Source organism: Mesorhizobium sp. M0938 (genome assembly GCF_040319125.1).
GTDB classification, from domain to species: domain Bacteria; phylum Pseudomonadota; class Alphaproteobacteria; order Rhizobiales; family Rhizobiaceae; genus Mesorhizobium; species Mesorhizobium robiniae.
The window spans coordinates 108242-130592 of the sequence record NZ_JAMYNS010000006.1; the positions used below are offsets into that span (position 1 = coordinate 108242).

Annotated in this window: 25 protein-coding genes; 11 read left to right on the forward strand and 14 right to left on the reverse strand. The window is 61.5% G+C overall.

Annotation, left to right across the window (positions count from 1 at the left end; genetic code table 11):
- Positions 1–12 precede the first annotated feature (12 nt).
- Positions 13–762, forward strand: coding sequence for a ribonuclease activity regulator RraA (locus NKH73_RS12430; RefSeq protein ID WP_352931717.1), 750 nt, complete (start codon positions 13–15; stop codon positions 760–762).
- Between the two features lie 251 nt (positions 763–1013).
- A complete protein-coding gene (locus tag NKH73_RS12435; RefSeq protein WP_352931719.1) occupies positions 1014–1544 on the forward strand; it encodes a dihydrofolate reductase family protein in 531 nt (176 codons plus the stop codon).
- A gap of 308 nt (positions 1545–1852) precedes the next feature.
- Here the strand turns inward: NKH73_RS12435 and NKH73_RS12440 are convergent, their stop codons facing one another.
- Both NKH73_RS12440 and NKH73_RS12445 read right to left on the reverse strand, forming a co-directional pair.
- Entirely contained in the window at positions 1853–2308 is a 456-nt protein-coding gene (locus tag NKH73_RS12440; RefSeq protein WP_352931720.1) for a BA14K family protein, read from the reverse strand.
- A gap of 402 nt (positions 2309–2710) precedes the next feature.
- Entirely contained in the window at positions 2711–3013 is a 303-nt protein-coding gene (locus NKH73_RS12445) for a DUF982 domain-containing protein (RefSeq protein ID WP_352931722.1), read from the reverse strand.
- A gap of 461 nt (positions 3014–3474) precedes the next feature.
- On the opposite strand from NKH73_RS12445, the gene NKH73_RS12450 reads away from it, so the two are divergent.
- Both NKH73_RS12450 and NKH73_RS12455 read left to right on the forward strand, forming a co-directional pair.
- Positions 3475–4269, forward strand: a complete 795-nt coding sequence (locus tag NKH73_RS12450) for a DUF1236 domain-containing protein (RefSeq protein WP_352931724.1) — start codon at positions 3475–3477, stop codon at positions 4267–4269.
- Positions 4270–5086: 817 nt separating this feature from the next.
- Positions 5087–5590 carry a hypothetical protein gene (locus tag NKH73_RS12455; RefSeq protein WP_352931726.1) on the forward strand — a complete coding sequence of 168 codons (504 nt, stop codon included), beginning with the start codon at positions 5087–5089 and terminating at the stop codon, positions 5588–5590.
- Positions 5591–5630: 40 nt separating this feature from the next.
- Here NKH73_RS12455 and NKH73_RS12460 read toward each other — a convergent pair whose 3' ends face one another.
- The 3 genes from NKH73_RS12460 to NKH73_RS12470 form a co-directional block, all read right to left on the reverse strand.
- Complete coding sequence (locus NKH73_RS12460; RefSeq protein WP_352931728.1) at positions 5631–6305, reverse strand: LuxR C-terminal-related transcriptional regulator; 675 nt, start codon at positions 6303–6305, stop codon at positions 5631–5633.
- A complete protein-coding gene (locus tag NKH73_RS12465) occupies positions 6305–7714 on the reverse strand; it encodes a sensor histidine kinase (RefSeq protein WP_352931730.1) in 1410 nt (469 codons plus the stop codon). Before NKH73_RS12465 ends, NKH73_RS12460 begins: the two co-directional genes overlap by 1 nt.
- A 227-nt stretch (positions 7715–7941) precedes the next feature.
- Positions 7942–8133, reverse strand: coding sequence for a DUF3606 domain-containing protein (locus NKH73_RS12470; protein WP_352931732.1), 192 nt, complete (start codon positions 8131–8133; stop codon positions 7942–7944).
- Between the two features lie 248 nt (positions 8134–8381).
- Here NKH73_RS12470 and NKH73_RS12475 point away from each other — a divergent pair, with 248 nt between their 5' ends.
- Both NKH73_RS12475 and NKH73_RS12480 read left to right on the forward strand, forming a co-directional pair.
- A complete protein-coding gene (locus NKH73_RS12475; RefSeq protein ID WP_352931734.1) occupies positions 8382–8681 on the forward strand; it encodes a DUF1236 domain-containing protein in 300 nt (99 codons plus the stop codon).
- A 50-nt stretch (positions 8682–8731) separates the two neighbouring features.
- Positions 8732–9196, forward strand: a complete 465-nt coding sequence (locus tag NKH73_RS12480; protein ID WP_352931736.1) for a hypothetical protein — start codon at positions 8732–8734, stop codon at positions 9194–9196.
- A gap of 81 nt (positions 9197–9277) precedes the next feature.
- On the opposite strand, the gene NKH73_RS12485 is transcribed toward NKH73_RS12480, so the two are convergent.
- The gene (locus tag NKH73_RS12485; RefSeq protein ID WP_352931738.1) at positions 9278–10450 is read right to left on the reverse strand and encodes an amidohydrolase; all 1173 of its coding nucleotides are present in this window, start codon (positions 10448–10450) and stop codon (positions 9278–9280) included.
- Positions 10451–10556: 106 nt separating this feature from the next.
- Here NKH73_RS12485 and NKH73_RS12490 point away from each other — a divergent pair, with 106 nt between their 5' ends.
- Entirely contained in the window at positions 10557–11375 is an 819-nt protein-coding gene (locus NKH73_RS12490) for an AraC family transcriptional regulator (protein ID WP_352931739.1), read from the forward strand.
- Between the two features lie 69 nt (positions 11376–11444).
- Positions 11445–11876: a cupin domain-containing protein gene (locus NKH73_RS12495; RefSeq protein ID WP_352931741.1), complete on the forward strand. Its 432-nt coding sequence runs from the start codon at positions 11445–11447 to the stop codon at positions 11874–11876.
- Positions 11877–11907: 31 nt separating this feature from the next.
- Here NKH73_RS12495 and NKH73_RS12500 read toward each other — a convergent pair whose 3' ends face one another.
- From NKH73_RS12500 to NKH73_RS12510, 3 genes are read right to left on the reverse strand one after another with little or no spacing between them, the layout of a single operon-like run.
- Positions 11908–12465, reverse strand: a complete 558-nt coding sequence (locus tag NKH73_RS12500; protein WP_352931743.1) for a nuclear transport factor 2 family protein — start codon at positions 12463–12465, stop codon at positions 11908–11910.
- On the reverse strand, positions 12462–13457 hold the full coding sequence (locus NKH73_RS12505; RefSeq protein ID WP_352931744.1) for an alpha/beta hydrolase: 996 nt from the start codon (positions 13455–13457) through the stop codon (positions 12462–12464). Before NKH73_RS12505 ends, NKH73_RS12500 begins: the two co-directional genes overlap by 4 nt.
- A 55-nt stretch (positions 13458–13512) precedes the next feature.
- The gene (locus NKH73_RS12510) at positions 13513–14016 is read right to left on the reverse strand and encodes a nuclear transport factor 2 family protein (RefSeq protein ID WP_352931746.1); all 504 of its coding nucleotides are present in this window, start codon (positions 14014–14016) and stop codon (positions 13513–13515) included.
- Positions 14017–14143: 127 nt separating this feature from the next.
- On the opposite strand from NKH73_RS12510, the gene NKH73_RS12515 reads away from it, so the two are divergent.
- The 3 genes from NKH73_RS12515 (at position 14144) to NKH73_RS12525 (ending at position 16417) form a co-directional block, all read left to right on the forward strand.
- Positions 14144–15052 (forward strand): LysR family transcriptional regulator, encoded by a 909-nt coding sequence (locus NKH73_RS12515; RefSeq protein ID WP_352931748.1) that lies wholly within the window; start codon positions 14144–14146, stop codon positions 15050–15052.
- 85 nt (positions 15053–15137) lie between these two features.
- Positions 15138–15920 carry a copper homeostasis protein CutC gene (locus tag NKH73_RS12520; RefSeq protein WP_352931750.1) on the forward strand — a complete coding sequence of 261 codons (783 nt, stop codon included), beginning with the start codon at positions 15138–15140 and terminating at the stop codon, positions 15918–15920.
- Complete coding sequence (locus NKH73_RS12525) at positions 15917–16417, forward strand: GNAT family N-acetyltransferase (protein ID WP_352931751.1); 501 nt, start codon at positions 15917–15919, stop codon at positions 16415–16417. Before NKH73_RS12520 ends, NKH73_RS12525 begins: the two co-directional genes overlap by 4 nt.
- 10 nt (positions 16418–16427) lie before the next feature.
- On the opposite strand, the gene NKH73_RS12530 is transcribed toward NKH73_RS12525, so the two are convergent.
- The 5 genes from NKH73_RS12530 to NKH73_RS12550 all read right to left on the reverse strand — a co-directional run bounded on the left by NKH73_RS12530 (position 16428) and on the right by NKH73_RS12550 (position 22255).
- Complete coding sequence (locus NKH73_RS12530; protein ID WP_352931753.1) at positions 16428–17450, reverse strand: acyltransferase family protein; 1023 nt, start codon at positions 17448–17450, stop codon at positions 16428–16430.
- Positions 17451–17679: 229 nt separating this feature from the next.
- Complete coding sequence (locus tag NKH73_RS12535) at positions 17680–18477, reverse strand: FAD binding domain-containing protein (RefSeq protein WP_352931755.1); 798 nt, start codon at positions 18475–18477, stop codon at positions 17680–17682.
- Positions 18478–18592: 115 nt separating this feature from the next.
- On the reverse strand, positions 18593–20941 hold the full coding sequence (locus tag NKH73_RS12540; RefSeq protein ID WP_352931756.1) for a xanthine dehydrogenase family protein molybdopterin-binding subunit: 2349 nt from the start codon (positions 20939–20941) through the stop codon (positions 18593–18595).
- A 108-nt stretch (positions 20942–21049) separates the two neighbouring features.
- A complete protein-coding gene (locus NKH73_RS12545; RefSeq protein ID WP_352931758.1) occupies positions 21050–21541 on the reverse strand; it encodes a (2Fe-2S)-binding protein in 492 nt (163 codons plus the stop codon).
- 282 nt (positions 21542–21823) lie between these two features.
- Positions 21824–22255 carry a DUF6841 family protein gene (locus tag NKH73_RS12550; RefSeq protein ID WP_352931760.1) on the reverse strand — a complete coding sequence of 144 codons (432 nt, stop codon included), beginning with the start codon at positions 22253–22255 and terminating at the stop codon, positions 21824–21826.
- Positions 22256–22351: the final 96 nt, after the last annotated feature.

Genomic DNA, 22351 nt, shown 5'->3' on the forward strand with positions numbered 1-22351 from the left:
CCGGAGTCCACGATGACACATGCTCCTGACATCACGCGGCCACCAAAAAATCTGATCGACGCGCTAAGGGAGATCGGCGCCGCGACGGTTGCCGGCACGCTTGGCCACATGGGTTTTCGCAATCCGCACATGGTCGGACCGGTGGCGCAGAACCACGGGAAGTCGATCGTCGGGCCGGCGCTGACGCTGCAGTTCCTGCCGCAGCGGCCGGACCTCTTCAGCGAGGGAGAATATGCCGATCCGGAGACGCAACTGCACCGGCACGTGCTTTATCACGCGCAGGAGGGCGATGTGGTCGTAGTCGACGCGCGCGGTGACATGAGCTCGGGCGTCTTCGGCGATATGATGTCGACGTATTTCAAAGGCAGAGGCGGCGCGGGTATCGTCATCGACGGGTGCATGCGCGACCGGCCCAATGTTGAAAAGCTCGATCTGCCTCTATGGCTGCGCGGCTGGACGCCAAATTATCATGTGCAGACCAGCATCTATCCCAATGCCGTCAACGTTCCGATTGCCTGCGGCGGTGTCACGGTGATCCCCGGCGACATCATCGTCGCCGACGATGATGGCGTGGTGGTGCTACCCGTCGCAATGGCCGCAAAAGTAATCGAAGAATCACAGAAGCATCACGACTGGGAGGAGTTCTCGCGAGTGAAGCTCATGGGGGGCGGGTCGTTGCAGCGCTATTATCCGCTGCATGACGATGCCCGCGGGGAGTACGAGGAGTGGAGCAAAACAAACCGCTTGGAGAACCCGAATTAGCGCAGCATTACCCTGCAGCGGGCAGCAAACCTTCAGGCGTCTACGCGAAAAAGTGGAGTCCTGCGCGAAGACCTAAGTGGCGAGATCATCAAAGCGGCGCGATTTCTGATGGCGAACTCGGCGTGGCCTGATGGCGTTCATGCGCACTCTAAAAACCAATTGCGATATAAAATCAGTCGATCTAGCTTGCGACCGATTGCATAAGGCAATCAGAACTGCACGGATATGCCGCATAAGGAAAGGAAGTGGGTATGGCTAAGCTCGTGTTCGGAATGAACCAGTCCCTGGACGGCTACGTCGACCATATGGCGTTTGCGCCAAGCCCCCTGCTCTTCCGCCACTTCATCGAGGAGGCTCAGGGGCAGGCAGGCAGTGTGTACGGTCGTCAAATGTATGAGATCATGCGGTATTGGGACGACGATCATCCTGAGTGGGATGCAGATCGACACGCGTTCGCGGCAGCGTGGCGGAGCCAGCCGAAATGGGTCGTCTCGCGCTCGTTGAAATCCGTGGGGCCCAACGCTACGCTTGTTGCCGGTGATCTCGAGGGCGCGATCCGCGAGCTGAAGGCCGAGCGCGCCGGCGAGATCGAAGTTGCCGGCCCGGACTTGGCGCGAAGCCTCACCGAACTCGGCCTGATCGATGAGTATCGCATCTACCTGCATCCCGTTGTGCTTGGCCACGGCACGCCGTATTTCGCCGGACCCCGGCCGCCGCTCCGCCTTATGACTAATGATCGGATTGGCGAGGACGTGATCAGGTTGACCTACGTCCCTGCTTGATCTCGTTGCTCCTCGGATGGAAATCACTGTCGAAGTCTGGTTCGGATTATCGTGCCGCTACAGCCTAGGCGCTACGGGTTTTTCCGAGAAAACCGTCTCACGCTTTTCCTGAAATTGCTCTGGGCGGCGCTGTCGTCGCAGCATTGGGCGGCCACGCGCTTCAACAATCTTCCTGTTGCGGCACTCGCCTCGGGCACTCGTCACCGGGAGGATCTCGACGTGGCACGGTTCCAGAGATGCGGTCCCGTCAATATGAAAAAGCCCACGCCGTCGTCGGCACGGACTTTTCAACACTTCAGCGCGCCAGATCAGTAGGGCGAATTGCACTGCTGACGAGGTCCGTAGTTGGGCTGGAACGTATTGTCTGAAGCGCGATAGCTCCGGTAGCGGTCGTAGCACCACTCCACATGGGCGTCGCCTCGATTGACACGGTTCTGGTTGTTGTTGGCGATCGCACTGCCGATCACCGCGCCGGTCGCGAAAGCAGCCAGCGGGAACCAGTAGTCGCCATGACGGCGATAGCCGCGACGGTATTTACGATGGCCGCGATGGCCGTTCCAGTGCGAGCCATCGTGGCGCGAAAACCTGCGGTTTTTGCGGTTGTGACGCTTCACCCACCGATTATTGTCAACTTTCTGCACATCAGTCGAAACGGACGGGGCTTGCGGAAAGAATACCTGAGCTGCGTCCGCAGGCACTGCTGTGGTGGCCGCGAACGATACCGACAACGCGGCCGCCAGCAAACCCGACATGATCTTGTTCATGATTTCTCCGTCATCGAAAGTTGAGACTCAGTTCCCTAAAGCGAATGTTGCAGGTTACCGTACTATTTCGGCCCAATTTTTCAAAGACAAAAACCGCGAAAATAGCTTAACCTTGATAAAGTGGCGAGTATGGTCAATCGCGATTTAATCCACTTTACTATAGCCTCGTAATGCACGACCTCTCGTCCGGCACTACAGCCGCCAGGCGATAGGCTAGCGCGCCGACAGGACATGTCGATCTGCGGCTACTGCGGACAGGAGCGGCGAATTTCCGCGATCACCTCATCAATCCGGCGAACTCCTTTTTATTGGCTAGTTCCATGCCGCTTTGCCGGCGCCAGCCTTGGGCAACCCACTTCCCCGCCCCCTGTGGCGCCGGCCATCGTTCGCTGGGTACCTCGGTTAGGCCGACAGACCTCCGCGGCCGGCTTTCGGTGCCGTCATCCATGGCATAGCTGCAGAGACATCCTCGAAAATCCTGGCCGATCTGGCGAAGCCCGCGAAAGCTTCGCGGGCAACTGAGATGGGAACTTGGCCATCATAGGCGCGCTGGCAAGCTCGCAACGCCGTGTCAAAGATTGGCCCTCTGCGATTCCTCGGCCATTCCTCCAGAAACTCGAAAGCATCAGCCAAGCATCCGATTTCCTCCACCATAAACTCGCCATTTCTGACGAAAACAGGCCGGTCGAAAGTCCTGTCGTTCATTAGAACCTCCATTCAACTGAACGAGTGTTTGAGCTTTTATGAGAGCCGTGAGCGACGGCTGCGGGAAATATGTGAAGAGCACTTTTTGCTGTCAAGGAAGACGGTCAATTCGGGAACGAAGCGCGACTTTCGAAGACCACCCCTCGGCATCATTCTTGGCGTGCCCGACAACAGCAGAAAGCCCGCGCCCTCCGGGAGAGGACGCGGGCTGATCGGCGCCACCGATCTTGCAGCATCTGTATGAGGGGACAATACCATGCTGCTCGCGTTAAACTTTTGTCGCAGGACAGTGTTCCATCCTGAGGGGAAAAAATCGCGGCCTCAGGTTCGAGATTGGCCGCGATAAATTCCCCTCAACCAGGGAACGTGCACCCTGCCCCGCCCGGTCAATTCGCCTGGAACTAAATTTCCTGGAGGTGGTTTCCCTCCTGAAGGGACAGACTTTTCGAAGGAGATGCCTCGTGAAAAAAGTTCTGATCACCAGTATGCTGGCCATCGGCGTTGGCTGTGGAGCAGCACTCGCTCAGGAACAGCAGCAGCCGGCCGAAAGCCAATCGGGCGCCGGCACCAGTTGCGCACCCGGCTCAGCCGATTGTCCTAGCGGTTCGTCGATGGGCAAACAGACCCAGGGCGAGACCGGTACCGCCACCGAGGAGCAGGCTCAAGGCAAGGCGAAGATGCGGACCGACGAGCAAGCCCAGGGCGAGGCTGGCACCACCACCGATCAGCAGGCGCAAGACGAGATGAAGGTCAAGCCCGAGGATCAGGCCGAAGGCAAGGCCGGCACCACCACCGAGCAACAGGCACAGGATAAGGCCAAGGTCCAGACCGAGCAGCAGACCCAGGGCGAGACTGGCGCCACAACCGAGCAGCAGGCCCAGGACAAGGCGAAGAGCCGGACCGAGCAGCAGACCCAAGGCGAGGCCGGCACCACCACCGAGCAGCAAACCCAGGGCAAGACCTCCACTCAGCAGGATGAAACCTCGACCGGCTCGATCGAGAATGTGACCGTTGAACAGAAAACGGAAATCACTCAGATTCTGAAGGAGGAGAAGGTCGAACCGGTTTCCGACGTCGATTTTGACATCTCGGTGGGCATCGAGGTCCCGCGGGAGAGGGTCAGATTGCGTCGTCTGCCACCGCGTATCGTCGAGATCGTCCCGGCTTACGAATCCTATGAGTATTTCATGCTGGCTGATGGCCGGATCGTCATCGTCGACCCGGACACGCTCAAGATTGTCCTTATTCTGACCTAACGCGCTCGTTCGGCGCGAGGGGGTCCGCCGCTGTGCGGACCCCTTCAATAGTCATCGATCAAAGTTGGAGAGCAGTCCCCATTCATCGAACGGCGACGGCCATTTACGTCGCCGGCACGCCGCTGTGTCGAGCCGGCGGGGCTTCTAGTGCGAGGACTGCCCTTCATGTCCCAAAAGGCCCGAGAATAGGACTTCGGTCTGCCCGCTGGCCGACCATGGGCTGGCGCAGGCAGTGCTTTGGTCCGGAACTACTATCGCAAAAGCCTGAGGTGGAGGCGTTTCCAGGAACCGAGTTCCCGCAGGCGCCGTTACGGTGCCGACCCCGTGACAGGAGGCTGCAATGGACCCCAGCATCCATCAGGCACGTTGGCTGCTTATTCCGGTATTTGGCTTGGCATTCGGGGCCGCAGCCGTCGGGCTTGTTCTCGGCTGATGAGCCGATCGATGAAGGCAACGCACTTGCGCAGTAATGAGTCCCTTCCTGCGCTAGCGAGACCCATCAGTTTCTCCCCTGAGACTGGTGGGTCTTGACACCGCCTGCTGATGACGGAAGCGTGATAAACGGTGCAGATACAAAAGATTGGCTTGGGATTGGCTCGGGCGAATCGAAACAGCAGGGCATAATGCCGTCCAGGCCGTTACGGTTAGAGGATATTCTAACGTGCTATTGGCAAGCTCATCGATCATAGAAGCGACACGGCCGCAACAGACATGGCCGCAACAGACATGGCTGCAACGCTTGAGGCTTCGTAAGACAAGAGTTCCCGCCAAGTCGCCACGACGGCTTCGCATCGCCATATGCCTCGCTGCATCGACCTTGATTCTCGTCGTGAGCCCCTACCGCCTGGCGCTAAACGGTCTGTCGCTGACGCTCAGTCAGCACGCCGCCTGGGCAAAGAACGATGGCAACGGGAGTTCCGGAAGCTCTGGAAACGGCGGGAATTCTGGAAACTCGGGGAATTCTGGAAACGATGGTAATTCCGGAAATGCTGGGAATTCCGGGAAATCCAACTCCAGTGGTAACGCGGGCAAGGGCAAATCAAAATCGCCGAAGGGCACCCCCCCCGAAAATGCGGCCACCACCCCTGAAGATGCGGTCACCGCGGTAAACCCTGGCAATAAGCCAAGATTGTATATCAACGCGGCCACTGGGGACCGGATCGAGGTGCACGGGCCAAGCGTAGGTGTGGTGCATTCCAACGGGCTCAGCGAGCGCATCGACGGTGGCCATTATGAAATGCGAGATGCCAGGGGCCGCACCATCATCCGGCGCCAGGCAACGAACTCCGATCGGGCAAGGCTGCTCGCCATGATCGAGTGACGACGCGTTCATAAGCCACAAGCCGCAAGGCCACGTTGCCTCATGCAGAATGGCGGACAGGCGAATGCTGACGCTCGGTCGCGTCGCGCAATGTCATCGCGGCTTCGGTCCGGTTGCTCACGTTGAGCTTGGAGAGAATGCGCGTCATGTGATGCTTTATGGTTTTCTCGTGCAGGTTCAGCTGAAGACCAATCCGCTTGTTGCTCAATCCTGCGGCAACGAACGTCAGGATCTCTCTTTCGCGACTGGTGAGTTCGGCCAGCACGTCAGCCTTGGCGGTCGGAGTTGATTGGGTAGACAGGTCGACCAGCACGCGCGCCGACAATTGCGGGCAAACATATCTTTCGCCTAGCGCCACTGTACGCAGAATGGCGGCCAGGGTTCTCGACCCGACACCTTTCAGGACATAGCCTCGTGCCCCGCTCTGCAAGGCGGTCACGACGTCCTGGTTCTCCTCCGAAACCGTCAGCATCACGATTTTCAGATCCGGGTGTCGCTGCAGAGCCGGCTCGATCGCGCTCAGGCCCCCTCCAGGCACCGAGATGTCCATCAGGAGAATATCGAGCTGCTGGTCTTCCGATATCCGCAAGGCGTCATCTCTGCTGCTGCCTTGCGCAACGATCTCGAAGCCGCCGATCTGCTCGAGAGTGCGCACGACGCCTTCCCTGAACAGCGGGTGGTCGTCGATAACGGCGAGTTTTATGGCTGCTGGCATCACGCCTGTCCCATTTCGACTGTGTTGAGAACCATTTTCACCATCGTGCCATTTTGTGAAGATGTTACGGCAAACTGGCCGCCGAGGCTTTCTACCCGCTCACGCAACCCGACGAGCCCCAAGCCTTCAGGGTGGACGATCTTCGGGTCGAAACCGAGGCCGGTATCGGAAACCTCGATAAAAACGCGCTCCCCGTCGAAATGTTTCGCCACCGATTGGCCGGCACCTCCGGCGTGACGGAAGCCGTTGTTCAGAGCCTCCTGGATGAAGCGAAAGATGCAGATCTTGGCCGCTGGCGACAAGGATGTGTGCCCCCCGGTCATGGACAGCATCACTTTGACGCCGGTCCGCTCTTCGTGCGCTCGCACGGCAAGCTCGAGGATTTCGGTCAGCTCGGCATTCTCGACATGCGGTAGCACAAGGCCCTTGCTGACGTTTCTGATTTCTCGCATCGCGTCGTCCAAATTGGCTTTGACGGCCTGCAATTCGCGTGCACGCGCCGCAGCCGGCGTGGCAGGATCGGAAAGCACGGGGCTATCGATCCCCAACGCAGCCAGGGCTACCAGTTGCGCCGGCCCGTCATGCAGGTCCGCGCCGATCCGCCTGAGGTAGCGTTCGTTAAGCGCCGTGGCGCGCTGCGAAGCCCGCTGCACCCGCAATCTCAGCATTCTGTTTTGAGCGAGCAGATCGGAAAGCTCGGCAATGCGTTGCTTCAATGAGCGACTCTGGGAACGAATCGTGCGGCTGCCACGGAAAACGATCGCCGAAAGCCCGAGGAAAAAAACCGCGGTGACGGCAGCGACGTCCAACCAGGTCCGAACGAGCGCCTGCCGAAGGTCATTTTCAAAATCGGTGGCGATCTCGTAGAATTCCAAAACAGCCACGACTTCTCCCGACCACGGCTGAAGCAGCGGATTATAGATTTCAAGAAGATGCAGGCCGCTGTCCCTCTCAGCCTGCCCATCGGCGTCATCGAGCTTGTCGAATTCAGCGACCATCTGGCCTGCAAATGCAGTCCGAAGACTGTCGCTGGGTGGAAAGCGCTTCCCGGTCAACGCCTTGTTGGTTGAATAGAGAATGGTTCCGTCCCGGCGCCAGAGCTTGAAGGATTGGAGCCTCGTGCCGAGCGCGCCCTGCCCCAGCGTCTCATCCAGCGCATGGGCAACGCTCTCGTCCAGCACTTCGCTCCTGCGCATGTCGGGGAGCAGCGGCGCGATGACGCTGTCGACGTAAAGGGCGGTGGCGGAAGCCGAGTTCCGGGTGACCGCGGCTTCTATCTGGCTTGTCACGGAAATTCCCACCACGATCATCGCCGACAATGAGAACAGCCCGCCCGCGAGCAGGAACTGAGTGGCCAGCGACAGTGCGTTCCATCGATCGATCAGCCTTGTCGCTCTGTATGGCGCCATGTCCCCACCGGCCCGGTCGGCGGCGCGTCGCGCCAGCGCTAAGCGACGCCATCTTTGATCTGCAACCGATCAATTGCTAGGGAACTTAGGGCTTTACGGGCGGGACGGAAACCGCACCCGACGATTTTTTGCGTAAGCTCCACTGCCCGGTGTTATGTGCCAACTCCGATGCTTGCAATCTCGCCGGTACAGACGGCGCAACGCCTGATCGCCCTCGCGGCGGTTTTTCACTTCCGGTCGCGCAAGGCTCTTATCGCTTGAGTAAGGGTCATCCGATCACTGCCATTCTTTTTGATCAGTCTGCTGACCTGGCTGGGTGAGACGCCATTTTCTCGCGCGAAATGCTCCACCTCATAATACTCGTCGACCGACAGTCGCTTGCGGTCGAGGAAGTCTCGATTGCTTTTTTCGTCGGCCATCCTCTCCATGAGATCCTCCCGTAAACTTGCGGGCGAACGGGTGCGAGCCGTCGCAGTTCCGGACCGTTCGACCTCCGGCCCCATTGCGCGCGGCAGGTCAGACTTAAGTCCAACGGCAAGACCTCTCGGATCGGACCGAAGCCCAGCCAAGGAACCTTTGCAGCGGTCTCATGGTTGAGTGGGCCTAGCGCGAAGATTGTGCCAAGCGAGCTCACATGCAACAGAGCTCACATACAGGAGGCAAAACTATGAAAATGCGTCTTTCAACCGCAGCCGCGGGATTTCTGCTCTTGGCAGGTATCGGCGCTGCTGCCGCTCAGGACGTGATCATCGCGCCTGAGCAGGAGACCGTCATCAGGGAATATGTGGAAAAGCAGCCACTCGCATCGGTGGAACTCCCTGGGGTAGAGCTCAATATCGGCTCAACGGTACCCGAGACGGTCGAGCTTCATGAAGTTCCCGACGTCGAATACCGGTACGTTGTCGTGGACAATCGGACCGTTGTCGTTGATCCAGGCACACGCAAGATCGTCAAAATCATTCAGTGATCTGAACGAGAGGGAGGAGACGCCCGCCGCTTCGAAACGAGCGGCGGGCGATGTGCTATGGGCAGTGTCAAATGCGAACAATCAGCAGACTTTTCGATTCCCACGATGAAGCAGCGCGTGCCGTTGCCGCGCTTCAGGCGGCAGGAATTTCTCACGAACAGATCAGCGTCATAGGACCTTACGACGACGAAATCGGCGCCGTTATGCGCGGTCCGGGCGGTGCCGCCCTGGGCGCGGCAGTTGGTCTGTTAGTTGGCCTGGGTGCTTTTGGAGCCACGGGCATCGACCCTGTCGGAGCGGTGGCTGGCATGGTCCTGGTCGGTGGGGCCTGCGGCGGCTTTGCCGGCGGGCTTCTCAAGGCATTCGCCGATCCTGCCAAAAAGCCGGGTGAGCCGCACGTTATACAAGGCGTCATTTTCGTGATGGCGCATGTCGATGAAGAGCAGGCCAATAAGGCGCAGGCGGCGCTCGGAAATCTCGTTCCCGTAGAGCAACTCGTGGCCACAGCCGGTTGAGAGGCGCTGGGTTGACGCGCAGACGACGAAGCGCGTTCAGATCGGCATTTCTCGCTGAACCTTCAGTTTCCCGCCGACGGTTCAGCGCGGGGCAAGCGTCTGCTCGACCAGATTGACGTAGTACCGCATCACGGTCGGGACGATTTGGTCGTTGAAGACGTAGCGATCGCCGTGCAGGCCCTCGCCGGGGCCGACATCGCCGGCGCCGATCCATACGTAGCAGCCGCCGGCCTCGCGGATCATGAAGGCGAAATCCTCGCAGCCGAGGCTCGGGCTGAACTCGGTCAGGACGTTCTCCGTCCCGACGGTGGCGGCGGCGGCCTCGAAGGCGCGGGCTGTCGCGTCAGCCGTGTTGACGAGCGGCGGATAGCCCTTCCTGTAGTCGAGCGTGGCGTTGAGCGAATGGGCCGCAGCAATGCCCCGGGCGATCTCGCCGATCAGCTTCTCGCAATGATCGGAATGACCGGGCTCGAAAAAGCGGCAGGTGCCTTGCAGCCAGACCTTGCCAGGCACGATGTTGCCGACATTGCCGCCATGGATCTGTGTGAGGCTGACGACCAGCGCGCTTTGAGGGTCGACCGAACGGCTGACGATGCGCTGGACGGCCTGGACGAAGGCGCCCGCGGCCAGGATCGGGTCGTCACCGCGCTGCGGCATGGCGGCATGCGCGCCAAGACCCTCGAAGGTCAGCTCGAAATTGTCGACGGCCGCCATCTGCGCTCCGGCGCGAGCGGCGATCGTGCCGGACTTGAGGCCCGGCCAATTATGGACGGCAAACATCGCTTCGACTGGGAAACGCTCGAACAGGCCGTCCTCGATCATCCGCATGCTGCCGCCTTCGTTTTCTTCGGCCGGCTGAAAGATGAAGTACACAATGCCGTCGTAGGCGCGGGATTGGCTGAGCAGCCTGGCGGCGCCGAGCAGCATGGCGGTGTGGCCGTCATGGCCGCAGGCGTGCATTATGCCCTCATTCCTGGAGGCATAGGGCAAGCCGGTCTTCTCCACGACCGGAAGCGCGTCCAGTTCGGCGCGAAGACCGATGGCGCGTGTCCCTGTGCCGCCGCGCAGGACGCCAACAACCCCGGTGCCGCCGATCCCCTCATGAACCTCGTCGAAGCCGAAGGCGCGCAGTTTCTCGGCAACGAAACGCGCCGTTTCGTTTTCATCGAATCCGAGTTCGGGATTGGAATGGATATGATGGCGCCAGGCAATCACCTCTGGCGTCAGGGCGGCGATGGGGTCATTGTGCAGCATGATACTCTCCTTCCGCGCCGGCAAAGGGCGGTTTGATCCGGGATCATGATTACAGGGCCACGCAAGGGCGTCTTGAACCAGATTGACCGCAGCAGGGACAAAAGCCATGCACGCCACAGAGACCAGGAAGTACTGGCGCCATCCCTGCTTCCCTGATCTTGCCCTGTTCAAGGCGCGCTTCACCCAGCACCGCTACGAACTGCACACGCACCCTACCTATGTGATCGCGTTGATTACGTCTGGCTGCGAACGCATCCGCATCGGCCGCCAAAGCGTTGTCGCTCCGGCAGGCACCATTGCCGTCGTCAACCCCGAGGAGTGGCATGACGGCGAGCAGGGTGCGGAGGAAGGCTGGGCCTACCGGACCTTTTATCCCTCGGTGCCGCTCATGACGGCGGTCGCCCGCGAGTTGGGCGGGAATGGCGCTCCGGTCTTCTCACGCGCGATCATCGAAGACAGCCATCTCGCCGCGGCCTTGGCGGCAGCGCATGCAGGCTCGACGTCCCAAGACGCGACGCAAGCCGAGGCGTCCCTGCTTGTCGCCTTGAGGCGCCTTATCGTTCGGCATGGCGATTGGAGCGGGCGAACCGACGAGGTCGAAAACTCGGGATCGCGACAAAGGTTCTCGCTCTACCAGGACCTTGTCGAAAGCGAACTTGGGTCGCAGCTCGACCTGCAGCGGCTTGCTGGCGCCACGTGTGTCACCCGGTTCCAGGTCATCCGGGATTTCAAGAAGGCGATTGGCCTGACGCCGGCGACCTATATCCGCGACCGCAGATTGCGTCGCGCCAGCTGCTTGATCGAACAGGGGCTTGGCCTCGCCGATGCCGCCATTGCGGCGGGTTTCGCCGACCAGAGCCATCTTTCCCGCACGTTCCGCGCTGCGCATGGCATGACGCCAGGCATGTTCAGGAGAGCAGGCTAGGCGCTCCTGAACAGCCAAGCTTGCGTGCGAATGCTCGCCGCGCAATGCTGACGCAACTCGGGGGGAATCATGCACAAAATCTTGGCATCTGCGCTGCTGCTAACGGCAGCCCTGTCCGCAACCGCCGCGCACGCGCTGGACGCCAGCGGCACCCCGGTTGTCGTGACCCCGCTTGCCTCGCGAACCGAGACGGCGTCCGGCCAGCCGATCACGCTGCCGCAGAAGAACGTTCAGGTGCTGGTTTCGTCCTATGAGATAGCGCCGGGCGCGACGTTACCGGTCCACAAGCACCCGTTCCCCCGCTATGCCTATGTCGAGGGTGGAACGCTTCAGGTCACCAATGTCGAGACCGGCAAGAGCACTACGTACAAGTCAGGCGATTTCATCATCGAAATGATCGGGCAGTGGCATCAGGCCACCAATGTCGGCGCCGATCCGGTGAAGCTGCTGGTCATAGATCAGGTCGAGGAAGGCACCAAGAACACGGTGTTGCGCCAATAGCTGCCACTTCAGCGGTTACCAACCCCACTGCTCAATTCGCCTCCGCATTCACCCGGTCCGCGGCGGCGGCAAGAACGGCGCGGTCCCCTTCTTCGTACAAGCGGCGAATGGAAATGGCGCTGACGCGCCAGCCTTCTGGTGTCCGCACCAACCGGTGGAGATAGCTGGCGCCGACTGTCCAGAACCGGGTGTCGATCCAGTGGGTCGCGCGGACATGGCTGCGCGCAACCGCATCGTCGCCCGCGCCTTCGACAACGATATTGGTGATGAGGTGTTGGGTGGCGTCGAAGCCCGGCAGCAGACCTTGCCACTGAGCGATCAGCGCGTCGCGGTCGCTGGTCGCTGCCTCGCCGCCGAAAAGGCTGGTATAGTCGGTCGTCACGCGAGCCGCGAAATAGGATCGGACCCGGTTCCATTCGCGTAAATCGGCATAGAGCCCGACCCCCGCCACGGCCTCGGCGATGGCGGTCCTGTCTTCGACCGTCAGCGCAGCCGTGGACTGCGACGCACGCAAAGCGGGTGAAGCGGCAAGCGTCGCGGTGAAGACTGCCGAGACCAGGACGACGTGCCGGCGCGTGACCCAGTTCATTGTCCCTCCTCCCCCGCATTGCCCAGCCCCGCATTGCCCAGCGTGGCGCGGAAATGCGCAGCGACGGCGTCGCTCGCGGCCCTCACCGGCGCGGCGTGGTCGTAGAAATCGAACTGGCTGACGTTGTCGAGCCACAGCTCTTGCTTGGAGCTGGTCAGCCGTGCGTAGAATTTGTGCGCACCCTGCGGGATGGCAGCCGCCTCGCTATGGACCATCAGAAAGGGCTGGCGCAGGCGCGGAGCAGCCTGGACCGCGTCGAACGCCAGCCAGCCGCGCCAAAAGCCCGGATCGGCCTCGTTGCGCCAGGCCGCGATCATGCCGCGACCGGGTTCGGTGTAGTAAGGCACCTTGAACATGATCGCGCGATCATCGGTCAGGCTCGCGGCGGGCAGGAATGCTTGCTTGCCGGTGCTGCGATACGCGGCCTCGGCCGCATCGCCCGCGGCTTCAAGCTTGGCGACGCCGATCTTGCCACCATAGGTCTGCTCGACCACCTCGGCGTCGTGCAGCCAGGGTGCGACAAGAGCGGCCGACTTGATCGCCGCATTTTTAGCGGCGGCAGTGACCATATAGCCGGAGCTGGCGCAAATGCCGAGCCCGCCGATGCGGTCCTTGTCGGTCTCGGGCCGGGTCGCGAGATAGGCGACCGCCGCTTCGATATCGGCGATCTTGGCGCCGGGATCCTCGTATTGGCGACGTGCGCCGCCGCTTTCGCCCCAACCGCGAAAATCGAAGGTCAAGGCGACGAAGCCGCGGTCGGCCATCTCGCGGGCGTAGCGGGCTGGCATCTGTTCCTTCACCGTCATCCAGGCGCCGGTCACCACCAGCGCGGGCCGAGGTTTCGTGGGGTCCAGATCCTCAGGCAGATAGAGATCGCCGACGATCTGCTCGCCATGCGAGGCGAAAGTGACGCGCTCGACGCGCGGGGCGGCGACGGCAGTGGAGGCGAGCGCGACGGCGATTGCCACGGCTAGCGCCAGGGTTTTCAGCATTGCAAGTCTCCTTTGGCTTGGAGCGAGAAGCGCGGCGCGACGGAAGGCCGCCATCTCAGCGGTCATCCGCCAGTCGACCGGGCAGTGGCTTCAGCAGGTAGTGCGCCCAGTAGAAGGCGTCCGACTGGTACATGTCGGTCAAAAAATTCTGTGCTTCAGTGATCTTGCCATCCTTGATGCGAAACATCAGGGCGTAGAGCTGATCGACCTCGGGACCTGAGCCGACGTTCGACCAGCCGCGATGAATGTCGACGACGAGATCGCCCTGCGCCTGGAAGAAGATCGGCTCAGCCTTGAACTTGCCGTCGGCCAGGCCGCGGAAAAAGGCGACCACCTCCTCCGGCCCCCGCTTGTCGCCGGCGAGCGGATGATGGCCGGGAATGCGCCAGACGATGTCGGGCGCGAGGAACGGCCGAACCGCCTCCGGGTTCCCGGTCGCATAAGCCGCGTAATAGTCCTTGATGACCTGGATGTTGCGATCTTCCTGCGGACCGCTGTTGGCGGGGGCGGCGGACACCGCCAGGAGAGCACCGGCGGCGAGCGAAGCGAGCCTGGTCATTGGTTCTGTCTCCTTGCCTGTTCGAGCCGTCGCAAAAGCGAAGCCCAGTCGTCGAACCCAACATGAGGCTTTTTGTTCACCGGAAAAACCCGTATAGTTCGACAAGGCTATTTGGAATATCCTCACAATGCGCCTCGACCAGTTCAGCGGCATCGTCGCCTTCGTGAAGGTCGCGCAGGTCAAGAGCTTCACCCGCGCCGCCGCCGAACTCGGCGTCGCTCCGGCCTCGTTGAGCGAGGCCGTCAAGGGGCTCGAGGAGCGTCTGGGGGTGCGGCTCCTCAACCGCACGACCCGCAGCGTCGGCTTGACCGAAGCCGGTGCCCACTACCTCGACCATGTACGCCCGGCGGCCGAAGAGATCTGGGCGGCAGGCGCGGCGCTGCGCGAGACCCGTGATCGCCCCGCCGGCACGCTGCGCCTGAGTCTACCGTGGATCGCAGCGCCGCTGCTGATCGAGCCGCTGATGGGACCGTTCATGGACGCTTACCCGGACGTGCGGCTTAGCCTGATCTTCGACGACAATTTCGTCGATATCGCCGCTCAGGGTTTCGATGCCGGCTTGCGGATCGGCGAGCTTCTCGAGAAGGATATGATCGGTGCGCGTCTGGGCGGGCCGCTGCAGACGGTCGTGTTGGGCAGCCCGGATTATCTGGCGCGCAACGGCACGCCCACGCGACCCACCGACCTCGCCGCCCACCACTGCATCGCCTTTGCCTTCACCCGCACCCGCGCAATCTCGCCCTGGGAGTTCGTCGTCGATGGACGCCAGGTCGAGTTCACGCCCGACGCACGTCTGATCGTGAACACGCTTCCGCTCTGCATCACAGCCGCCGCGCAAGGGCTTGGCCTTGCCTTCGCCGTCGAAGGCCTCGCTGCGCCGCTTCTCGCCTCAGGCGCGCTGGTCAAGGTGCTGGAGCCTTTCTGTCCGACCTACGAACCGCTCCACCTCTATTATCCCAGTCGCCGCCTCGTCCCCCCGAAGCTGCGGGCCTTTATCGACTTCGTGCGCGCGAACGCTCACAATTTGCGGATCTGATGCGCTGCCGCGGCCAAGCGGCGGCTGAGCCAGCAATTCCAGCTTTCGCGGCAGTAGACCCAATGCTAGGGCAGGATCAGCCGAATTGACCAATGGATCCCTCGTGACCGACATCGACCACCCTCGCCTGCCGCTGATCGAAATCTGCGTCGAAGGCATAGACGGCCTGCTCGCCTCCCAGGCCGCCGGCGCCGACCGGGTCGAGCTCTGCGCCAGCCTGATCGAAGGCGGCATCACGCCAAGCTTCGGCACCGTGCGCGCCGCCCTCGAACTGGCGACGATCCCGTTCCATGTCATCGTGCGGCCGCGCGGCGGCGATTTTCTCTACAGCGAGGCCGAATACAGCTCGATGCTCGCCGATGTCAGCGCGCTGCGCGAGCTTGGCGTGGCCGGTGTCGTCGTCGGCTGCCTGAACGCCGACGGCACTATCGACGAAAAGCGCATGAGCGAATTGGTGCAGGCGGCAGGACCCTTGAACGTCACCTGCCACCGTGCCTTCGACATGACGCGCGATCCGGCCGAGGCTTTGGAAGCGCTGATCCGCAGCAAGGTCGGCCGCGTGCTGACCAGCGGCCAGCGCGACACCGCGTTGGAAGGCGTAACCCTGTTGGCGGACCTTGTCCGGCAGGCCGGGAAGCGCATCATCATTCTCGGCTGCGGTGGGCTCGACCCCGGGAATATCGCTGAGGTGCGGGCAAGAGCCGGGCTGAGCGAAATGCATTTCGCCGCACTCAAGGACATGCCGAGCACCATGCGCTACCGCAACCCGCATGTGGGCATGGGCGGCACCAACCTCGACCGCGAGTACCGCAACACGGTGACCGACGAAGGGCTGGTGGCGGCGACGATTGCGGCAGTGAGAGCATGATCATCGACACACCCTCGCAGATCGACCGGGTCTCGCCTCAGGACGAGCCGGCCGTCCTCGCCCTCAACAACGAGCACGCGGCCGAGTTGTCGTGGCTTGAGCCAGAACGCCTGTCCTTCCTGCTCGGCGAAGCGTTTTATGCGCGCCGCATCGGCGCACTCGAAGCCTTCATCATGACCTTCGACCAGGGCGCAAGCTACGACAGCCCGAACTTCCTGTGGTTCCGCGAGCGCTATCCGCGCTTCGTCTATGTCGACCGTGTCGTCGTCGCAGGCCACGCGCGTGGCCGCGGCCATGCCCGACTGCTCTATGAGGATCTATTCGACCATGCACTGCGTGCCGGCCAGACCATCGTCACTTGCGAGGTGAATGCCGAACCGCCCAATCCGGCCTCGGATGCGTTTCACGCTGCGCTCGGCTTCGTCGAGGTCGGCGACGCAGTTATCCACGGCGGCAAAAAGGCGGTGCGCTACTATACCAGGCAGATCACCGGCTGAGCCGACAGTTCTACCAGTTGCGGTTTAGCCAGGCGCGGGCCGGCTTTTCGACGATGTAGTAGCTGCACAAGGCGCAAGCGAACGCCCCGGCCAGCATCAGCAGCGGCGCGCTGCCCTGCGAATAGACGAATTTGTAGAACGGCTGCTGCCACAGATAGAGCGAATACGACCACAGCCCCAGCGTCGCCATCGGCCAGGAGGACAGGAATCCGGTCAGGTACCGAGTGCTGAAATCGAGCGAATTGACGGCGAGCGCCAACAGCGGCACCGCAACCAGATAGTGGATTGGCGTCGGCACCGTATCCATGAACAGAAGGACCGCCCCGACGGACGCTGCAACGGCGACATGCTGCCCTTTGAACAAGGCCGGCAGCCTGTCGTCGGCCCTGAGCAGGCATATGACCGCCGACAGCAGGATCGAGGCGATGTGCACATCGGTCCGCCAATAGGTGGTTTCGTAGTCCATTCCGAAGACCCAGTACGAAATCGCGCCGTTCGCCATAGCCAGCACCGACAGCGCGCTGAGCAGCATGACGACGCGGGCACGCCCCGAAACGACAAAGCTGATCAGCGCCAGGATGACATAGGCGTGTTCTTCGACGCACAGCGACCAGATATGGTCGAGCGCGCCGGCGCGGCTGACGAGAATCCCGGCATAATTGTAGGTGAATGTCAGCGCCGTCAGCGCCGCCTTCCATTTGAAGGCGACAAATGTACCGGACAGGGCAACCATCGAAGCGATGACGAAAACCAGCAGCGCCGGATAGATGCGGGAGAACCGGCGCTTGAAGAACGCCTTGAGCGGATAGCGTTCGACAAAGAGTATCTCGGCCATCAGCCGGCCGCTGAGCACGAAGAAGAACTCGACGCCCATGACACCGAGGTTGATCCCGGGAATGGGAAAGAAATGGCCGATCAGCACCAGTGCGATCGACAGGCCGCGCCATCCGTCGAGATAGGCCAGCCTTGTTCTCGACGATGTGTCGGCGGCGGGTCGGGACACGACAAGCTGCGTCGCGGAGATATCCGTCATGCCGGTCCCTTCGCATTGAACGATGCGAAAGGGCTGCAGGCTATGACTGTGCGCTCCGAGCCCCGGCTCGCATTTCCTCCAAGCATATTGCAGTGCAATAGAGCGTTGTGCAAGTGCGAGATGGCAACACTCCGGCATGTCCTGCCGTCAAGCCCGAGGGCAACGAAAAAGGGGCCGCGAGGGCCCCTTCCCAATAGCTGGCAATCCCAAGACCGGGCAATCGGTATCTTCAGGCGTTGGCGGCAGCCACGGCGCGCTTGGCCATCACCACGATCAGATTGGCGCGATAATCGGCCGAGGCGTGGATGTCCGTCATCAGATTGTTCGCCGGCACTTTCATCCCGCTGACGGCAGCGGCGTCGAAGTTCGAGGCAAGTGCCGCCTCGATTTCCTTCGAACGGAACACGCCGTCGTCGCCGGCCCCGGTGACGGCGACACGGACCCCGTCCGCTCCCTTGGCCACGAACACACCGACGATCGCGTAGCGCGATGCCGGATTGCGGAATTTTTCATAGGCCGCCTTGGATGGCGCGGTGAAGGTCACCGCGGTGACGATCTCGCCGTCCTCCAGCGCCGTCTCGAACAGGCCCTTGAAGAATGTGGCGGCGGCGATCTCGCGCTTGTTGGTGATGATTTTGGCGTCGAGCGCCAGAAGTGCCGCCGGATAGTCGGCCGCCGGGTCGTTGTTGGCGATCGAGCCGCCGATCGTGCCTCTATAGCGCACCGCCGGATCGCCGATCAGAGAAGCCATGTGGGCCAAAGCCGGACAGGCACTCTTCAGTTTCTCGTCGCGGGCGACGTCGTAATGCGTGGTGCCGGCGCCGATGGTGATGGTACTGCCCGACACCTCGATGCCTTTCAATTCCCCGATATGCGAAAGGTCGACGAGATCGGACGGTGCGGCAAGCCGCGTCTTCATCGCCGGGATCAGCGTCATGCCGCCTGACAGCAGCTTCGCATCGCCGCTCTCGAGCAGCTTGACGGCATCGGCGACCGAGGCGGCGCGGTGATAGTTGACTGCGTACATTTGTCTTTCTCCCTTCGGGAAAGAGCGAATAGGGAAGTAGCGAATAGCGAATAGGGCCTACCCCCTCGCACGCTCTTTGTTCCCTATTCGCTACTCCCTATTCGTTATTTGCTTATCAGTGTTTCGTCGCCCGGATCGCTGCCCAGACCGTGGACGGCGATGCCGGCATGGCGATATCAGTTATACCGATGGCGTCGGTGATGGCGTTGATCACTGCCGGCGGTGAGCCGATGGCGCCGGCCTCACCGCAACCCTTGATGCCGAGCGGATTGCCCGGGCACGGCGTGTTCGAGGTCGAGACCACGAACGACGGGAGATCGTCGGCGCGCGGCATGCTGTAATCCATATAGCTGGCCGTCAGCAGCTGGCCGCTGGCGTCGTAGTTGGCGCCTTCCAGCAAGGCCTGGCCGATGCCTTGCGCGATGCCGCCATGCACCTGGCCTTCGACGATCATCGGGTTGATGATGTTGCCGAAATCGTCGGCGGCGACGAACTGGACGATCTCGGTCACGCCGGTCTCTGGATCGATCTCGACCTCGCAGACGTAGCAGCCAGCCGGGAAGGTGAAGTTCGACGGATCGTAGAATGAGGTCTCCTTCAGCCCCGGCTCCATACCGCCGGGCAGGTTATGCGCGGTGTAGGCGGCAAGCGCCATCTGGAACCATGGCACGCTTTTGTCGGTGCCGGTGACCTTCAAGGCACCGTCTTCGATGACGATGTCGCCCTCGTCGGCTTCGAGCAGATGCGCGGCGATCTTCTTGGCCTTGGCCTCGACCTTGTCGAGCGCCTTGGCGACGGCCGACATGCCGACGGCGCCCGAGCGCGAACCATAGGTGCCCATGCCCATCTGCACCTTGTCGGTATCGCCATGGACGATCGAGACACTGTCTATCGGCACGCCGAAGCGCTGGTTGACCAGCTGCGCGAAAGTGGTCTCATGGCCCTGGCCGTGGCTGTGCGAGCCGGTCAGCACCTCGATGGTGCCGGCGGCATTGACGCGCACCTCGGCACTTTCCCAAAGGCCGACACCCGCTCCAAGACTGCCCACCGCCGCCGACGGCGCCAGGCCGCAGGCCTCGATGTAATTGCTCAAGCCGATGCCGCGCAGCTTGCCTCTCTTGGCGGCGTCGGCCTTGCGCTGGGGAAAGCCGGCATAATCGGCAGCCGCCATCGCCGCGTCGAGCGAAGCGGCATAATCGCCGGCGTCATAGTTCATGATGACCGGCGTCTGGTGCGGGAACGATGTGATGAAGTTCTTTCGGCGAAGCTCCGCCGGCGACACGCCCAACTCGCGTGCGGCGGTCTCGATCGTGCGTTCGAGCAGATAGGTGGCCTCCGGCCGCCCTGCCCCGCGATAGGCGTCGACCGGTGCGGTGTTGGTATAGACGGCGCGCACATTGGCGTGGATCGCTGGAATATCGTACTGGCCCGACAACAGCGTCGCGTAGAGATAGGTCGGCACGCAGGACGAGAACAACGACATGTAGGCGCCGAGATTGGCGATGGTGTCGACCTTTAGCCCGGTGATCCTGTTGTTTTTGTCGAAGGCCATCTCCACCGTCGAGACATGGTCGCGGCCATGGGCGTCGGTGAGAAAGCTCTCGGTGCGGTCGGCGACCCATTTGACCGGCACGCCGGTCTTCTTCGAGGCCCACAGACAGATGATTTCTTCCGGATAGATGTAGATTTTCGAGCCGAAGCCGCCGCCGACATCCGGCGCGATGACGCGCAGCTTGTTTTCGGGCGCGACATTGTAGAAAGCGCTCATCACCAGGCGCGCGAGATGCGGGTTCTGCGAGGTCGTCCAGCAGGTATAATGGTCCTCGGCCTTGTCGTAATAGCCAAGTGCCGCGCGCGGCTCCATGGCGTTGGGCACCAGCCGGTTGTTGACGATCTTCATGCGGGTGATGTGGGCAGCGGCCTTGATTGCCGCGTTGGTCGCCGTGCTGTCGCCGAGCTCCCAGTCGAAAATCAGATTGCCGTCGGCTTCCGGATGGATCTGTGGCGCACTCCTTTCGAGCGCCTTCGGAGCATCGACGACTGCCTTCAGTTCCTCGTAGGCGATGTCGACCGCTTCGGCAGCGTCGCGCGCCTGGCCCTTGGTTTCGGCAATCACGACGACCACCGCGTCGCCTACATAGCGAACCCTGTCGAAGGCCAGCGGCGACCACGCCCCCATCTTCATCGGCGAGCCGTCCTTGGAATGGATCATCCAGCCGCAGATGAGATTGCCGATGCCGTCTGCCTTGAGTTCCTTGCCGGTCAGCACGCCGATGACGCCCGGCATGGCCTGCGCCTTGCTAACGTCGATGGTCTTGATCTGCGCATGCGCATGCGGGCTGCGCACGAAGGCCGCATGCTTCATGCCGGGAACCACCATGTCGTCGACATAGCGTCCAGCGCCGGTAATGAACCGCCTGTCTTCCTTGCGCGCCACGCGAGCGCCAATACCTTCAATGCCCATCGCAGAAATTCCTCCCAAAATGTAAGGGAGTAGGTGAGTAGGGCAGTAAGGGAGTAGGAAAATTGGCTCCTAAATCCCTACTGCCTTATTGCCCTACTGCCTACTGCCTTATGCCGCTTGCCTGGCCCCGCCCTTGGACATCGTCTCCGATGCGGCGAGGATCGCTTTCACGATGTTGTGGTAGCCGGTGCAGCGGCAGATATTGCCTTCGAGCTCGGCCCGCACGGTGGCCTCGTCGAGGCCTTCGGGGTGGCGGTTGACCATGTCGGTCGCCGCCATGATCATGCCCGGCGTGCAGAAACCACATTGCAGTCCATGATGCTCCCTGAACGCTGCCTGCATCGGATGCAGGTCGGCGCCATCAGCCAGGCCTTCGATCGTCATCACGGTCGATCCGGAGGCCTGCACCGCAAGCATCGTGCAGGATTTGACCGCCTTGCCGTCGACATGGATCACACAGGCGCCGCATTGCGAAGTGTCGCAGCCGACATGCGTCCCGGTCAGGCCGAGATTCTCCCTCAAGAAATGAACCAGAAGCGTACGGTCTTCGGCAGCGCCGCTGACCCGCTTTCCGTTCACCGTCAACGATATATCCGACATGAAACCTCCCTGGGTGCTACCTTGGTCGTTCTGGCGTCGGTGGTGCCCGAGCCCTCCATCTGTCCGCTATTCTTATACCGCATAAAGCCCGTCTTATACCGCATAAAGCATGGAAAAAGTGCCGCGGAATGCCGAGATTGCGAGAATGCAGTTCGTCCCAGAATCCGCATATTGTACTTTCGGTCACGCAAAGGCAGGCAAACGGCGCAACCAAGCGAAAACTTCGATCGCTGTGCGCTGCCGCCTCCGATCCATGAGCGGCTGGTTCTGGCCAAGCGGTTTTCAGCCGATGCCGTGTTTTCTGAGAACTTCCCGCTCGTCGCCCGATATCCACCCAAATACTTTAGGCTCACCACCCAGCTGCTGCACGAGGTAGTGGACGTCGAAATCGATCGTGACGTCCGGTCGGTCTTTGAGTGCATAGACCGAGGTCCAGGCGACATGGGCAATGCAGTGATGCTCGTCTATCGGCGAGATACGAACGTCCCGTATCCGCATCTCCTTCGTGCCGATCGCTCTGTAATGAGCATAGCCTTGTTCCATAACCTGCTTGAGCTGGTCGTCGTTCTTCCCGACCATGACGCCGGCAGGCGACGCCGCAATGAAGGCGGAGGCATAGACCGATACGACCTCATCCATGTCGGCATCGCCGGCGAGGGATTTCCGGAAAAGCTGCTCGTACCTTTCAAACAGCTTCCTGACCTCTGCTTCCATCGATCAGCTCCCTCCCAGTGTGGTTTTGGATTGAAGTTTCTAAGCGCTAATGCCGCCAAAAATAGCAGAAACTTCAAATCCGTCATGTTGGCTCAT

Bases quoted from the DNA above. Each gene is read 5' to 3' on its own strand.
- NKH73_RS12505 (WP_352931744.1), bottom strand. From the start codon at position 13,457: ATGCTGAAAACCCTGGCGCTAGCCGTGGCAATCGCCGTCGCGCTCGCC.
- NKH73_RS12515 (WP_352931748.1), top strand. From the start codon at position 14,144: ATGCGCCTCGACCAGTTCAGCGGCATCGTCGCCTTCGTGAAGGTCGCG.
- NKH73_RS12435 (WP_352931719.1), top strand. From the start codon at position 1,014: ATGGCTAAGCTCGTGTTCGGAATGAACCAGTCCCTGGACGGCTACGTC.
- NKH73_RS12500 (WP_352931743.1), bottom strand. From the start codon at position 12,465: ATGAACTGGGTCACGCGCCGGCACGTCGTCCTGGTCTCGGCAGTCTTC.
- NKH73_RS12490 (WP_352931739.1), top strand. From the start codon at position 10,557: ATGCACGCCACAGAGACCAGGAAGTACTGGCGCCATCCCTGCTTCCCT.
- NKH73_RS12430 (WP_352931717.1), top strand. From the start codon at position 13: ATGACACATGCTCCTGACATCACGCGGCCACCAAAAAATCTGATCGAC.
- NKH73_RS12485 (WP_352931738.1), bottom strand. From the start codon at position 10,450: ATGCTGCACAATGACCCCATCGCCGCCCTGACGCCAGAGGTGATTGCC.
- NKH73_RS12470 (WP_352931732.1), bottom strand. From the start codon at position 8,133: ATGGCCGACGAAAAAAGCAATCGAGACTTCCTCGACCGCAAGCGACTG.
- NKH73_RS12440 (WP_352931720.1), bottom strand. From the start codon at position 2,308: ATGAACAAGATCATGTCGGGTTTGCTGGCGGCCGCGTTGTCGGTATCG.
- NKH73_RS12510 (WP_352931746.1), bottom strand. From the start codon at position 14,016: ATGACCAGGCTCGCTTCGCTCGCCGCCGGTGCTCTCCTGGCGGTGTCC.
- NKH73_RS12465 (WP_352931730.1), bottom strand. From the start codon at position 7,714: ATGGCGCCATACAGAGCGACAAGGCTGATCGATCGATGGAACGCACTG.
- NKH73_RS12445 (WP_352931722.1), bottom strand. From the start codon at position 3,013: ATGAACGACAGGACTTTCGACCGGCCTGTTTTCGTCAGAAATGGCGAG.
- NKH73_RS12550 (WP_352931760.1), bottom strand. From the start codon at position 22,255: ATGGAAGCAGAGGTCAGGAAGCTGTTTGAAAGGTACGAGCAGCTTTTC.
- NKH73_RS12480 (WP_352931736.1), top strand. From the start codon at position 8,732: ATGTGCTATGGGCAGTGTCAAATGCGAACAATCAGCAGACTTTTCGAT.
- NKH73_RS12545 (WP_352931758.1), bottom strand. From the start codon at position 21,541: ATGTCGGATATATCGTTGACGGTGAACGGAAAGCGGGTCAGCGGCGCT.
- NKH73_RS12460 (WP_352931728.1), bottom strand. From the start codon at position 6,305: ATGCCAGCAGCCATAAAACTCGCCGTTATCGACGACCACCCGCTGTTC.
- NKH73_RS12475 (WP_352931734.1), top strand. From the start codon at position 8,382: ATGAAAATGCGTCTTTCAACCGCAGCCGCGGGATTTCTGCTCTTGGCA.
- NKH73_RS12530 (WP_352931753.1), bottom strand. From the start codon at position 17,450: ATGACGGATATCTCCGCGACGCAGCTTGTCGTGTCCCGACCCGCCGCC.
- NKH73_RS12540 (WP_352931756.1), bottom strand. From the start codon at position 20,941: ATGGGCATTGAAGGTATTGGCGCTCGCGTGGCGCGCAAGGAAGACAGG.
- NKH73_RS12495 (WP_352931741.1), top strand. From the start codon at position 11,445: ATGCACAAAATCTTGGCATCTGCGCTGCTGCTAACGGCAGCCCTGTCC.
- NKH73_RS12525 (WP_352931751.1), top strand. From the start codon at position 15,917: ATGATCATCGACACACCCTCGCAGATCGACCGGGTCTCGCCTCAGGAC.
- NKH73_RS12535 (WP_352931755.1), bottom strand. From the start codon at position 18,477: ATGTACGCAGTCAACTATCACCGCGCCGCCTCGGTCGCCGATGCCGTC.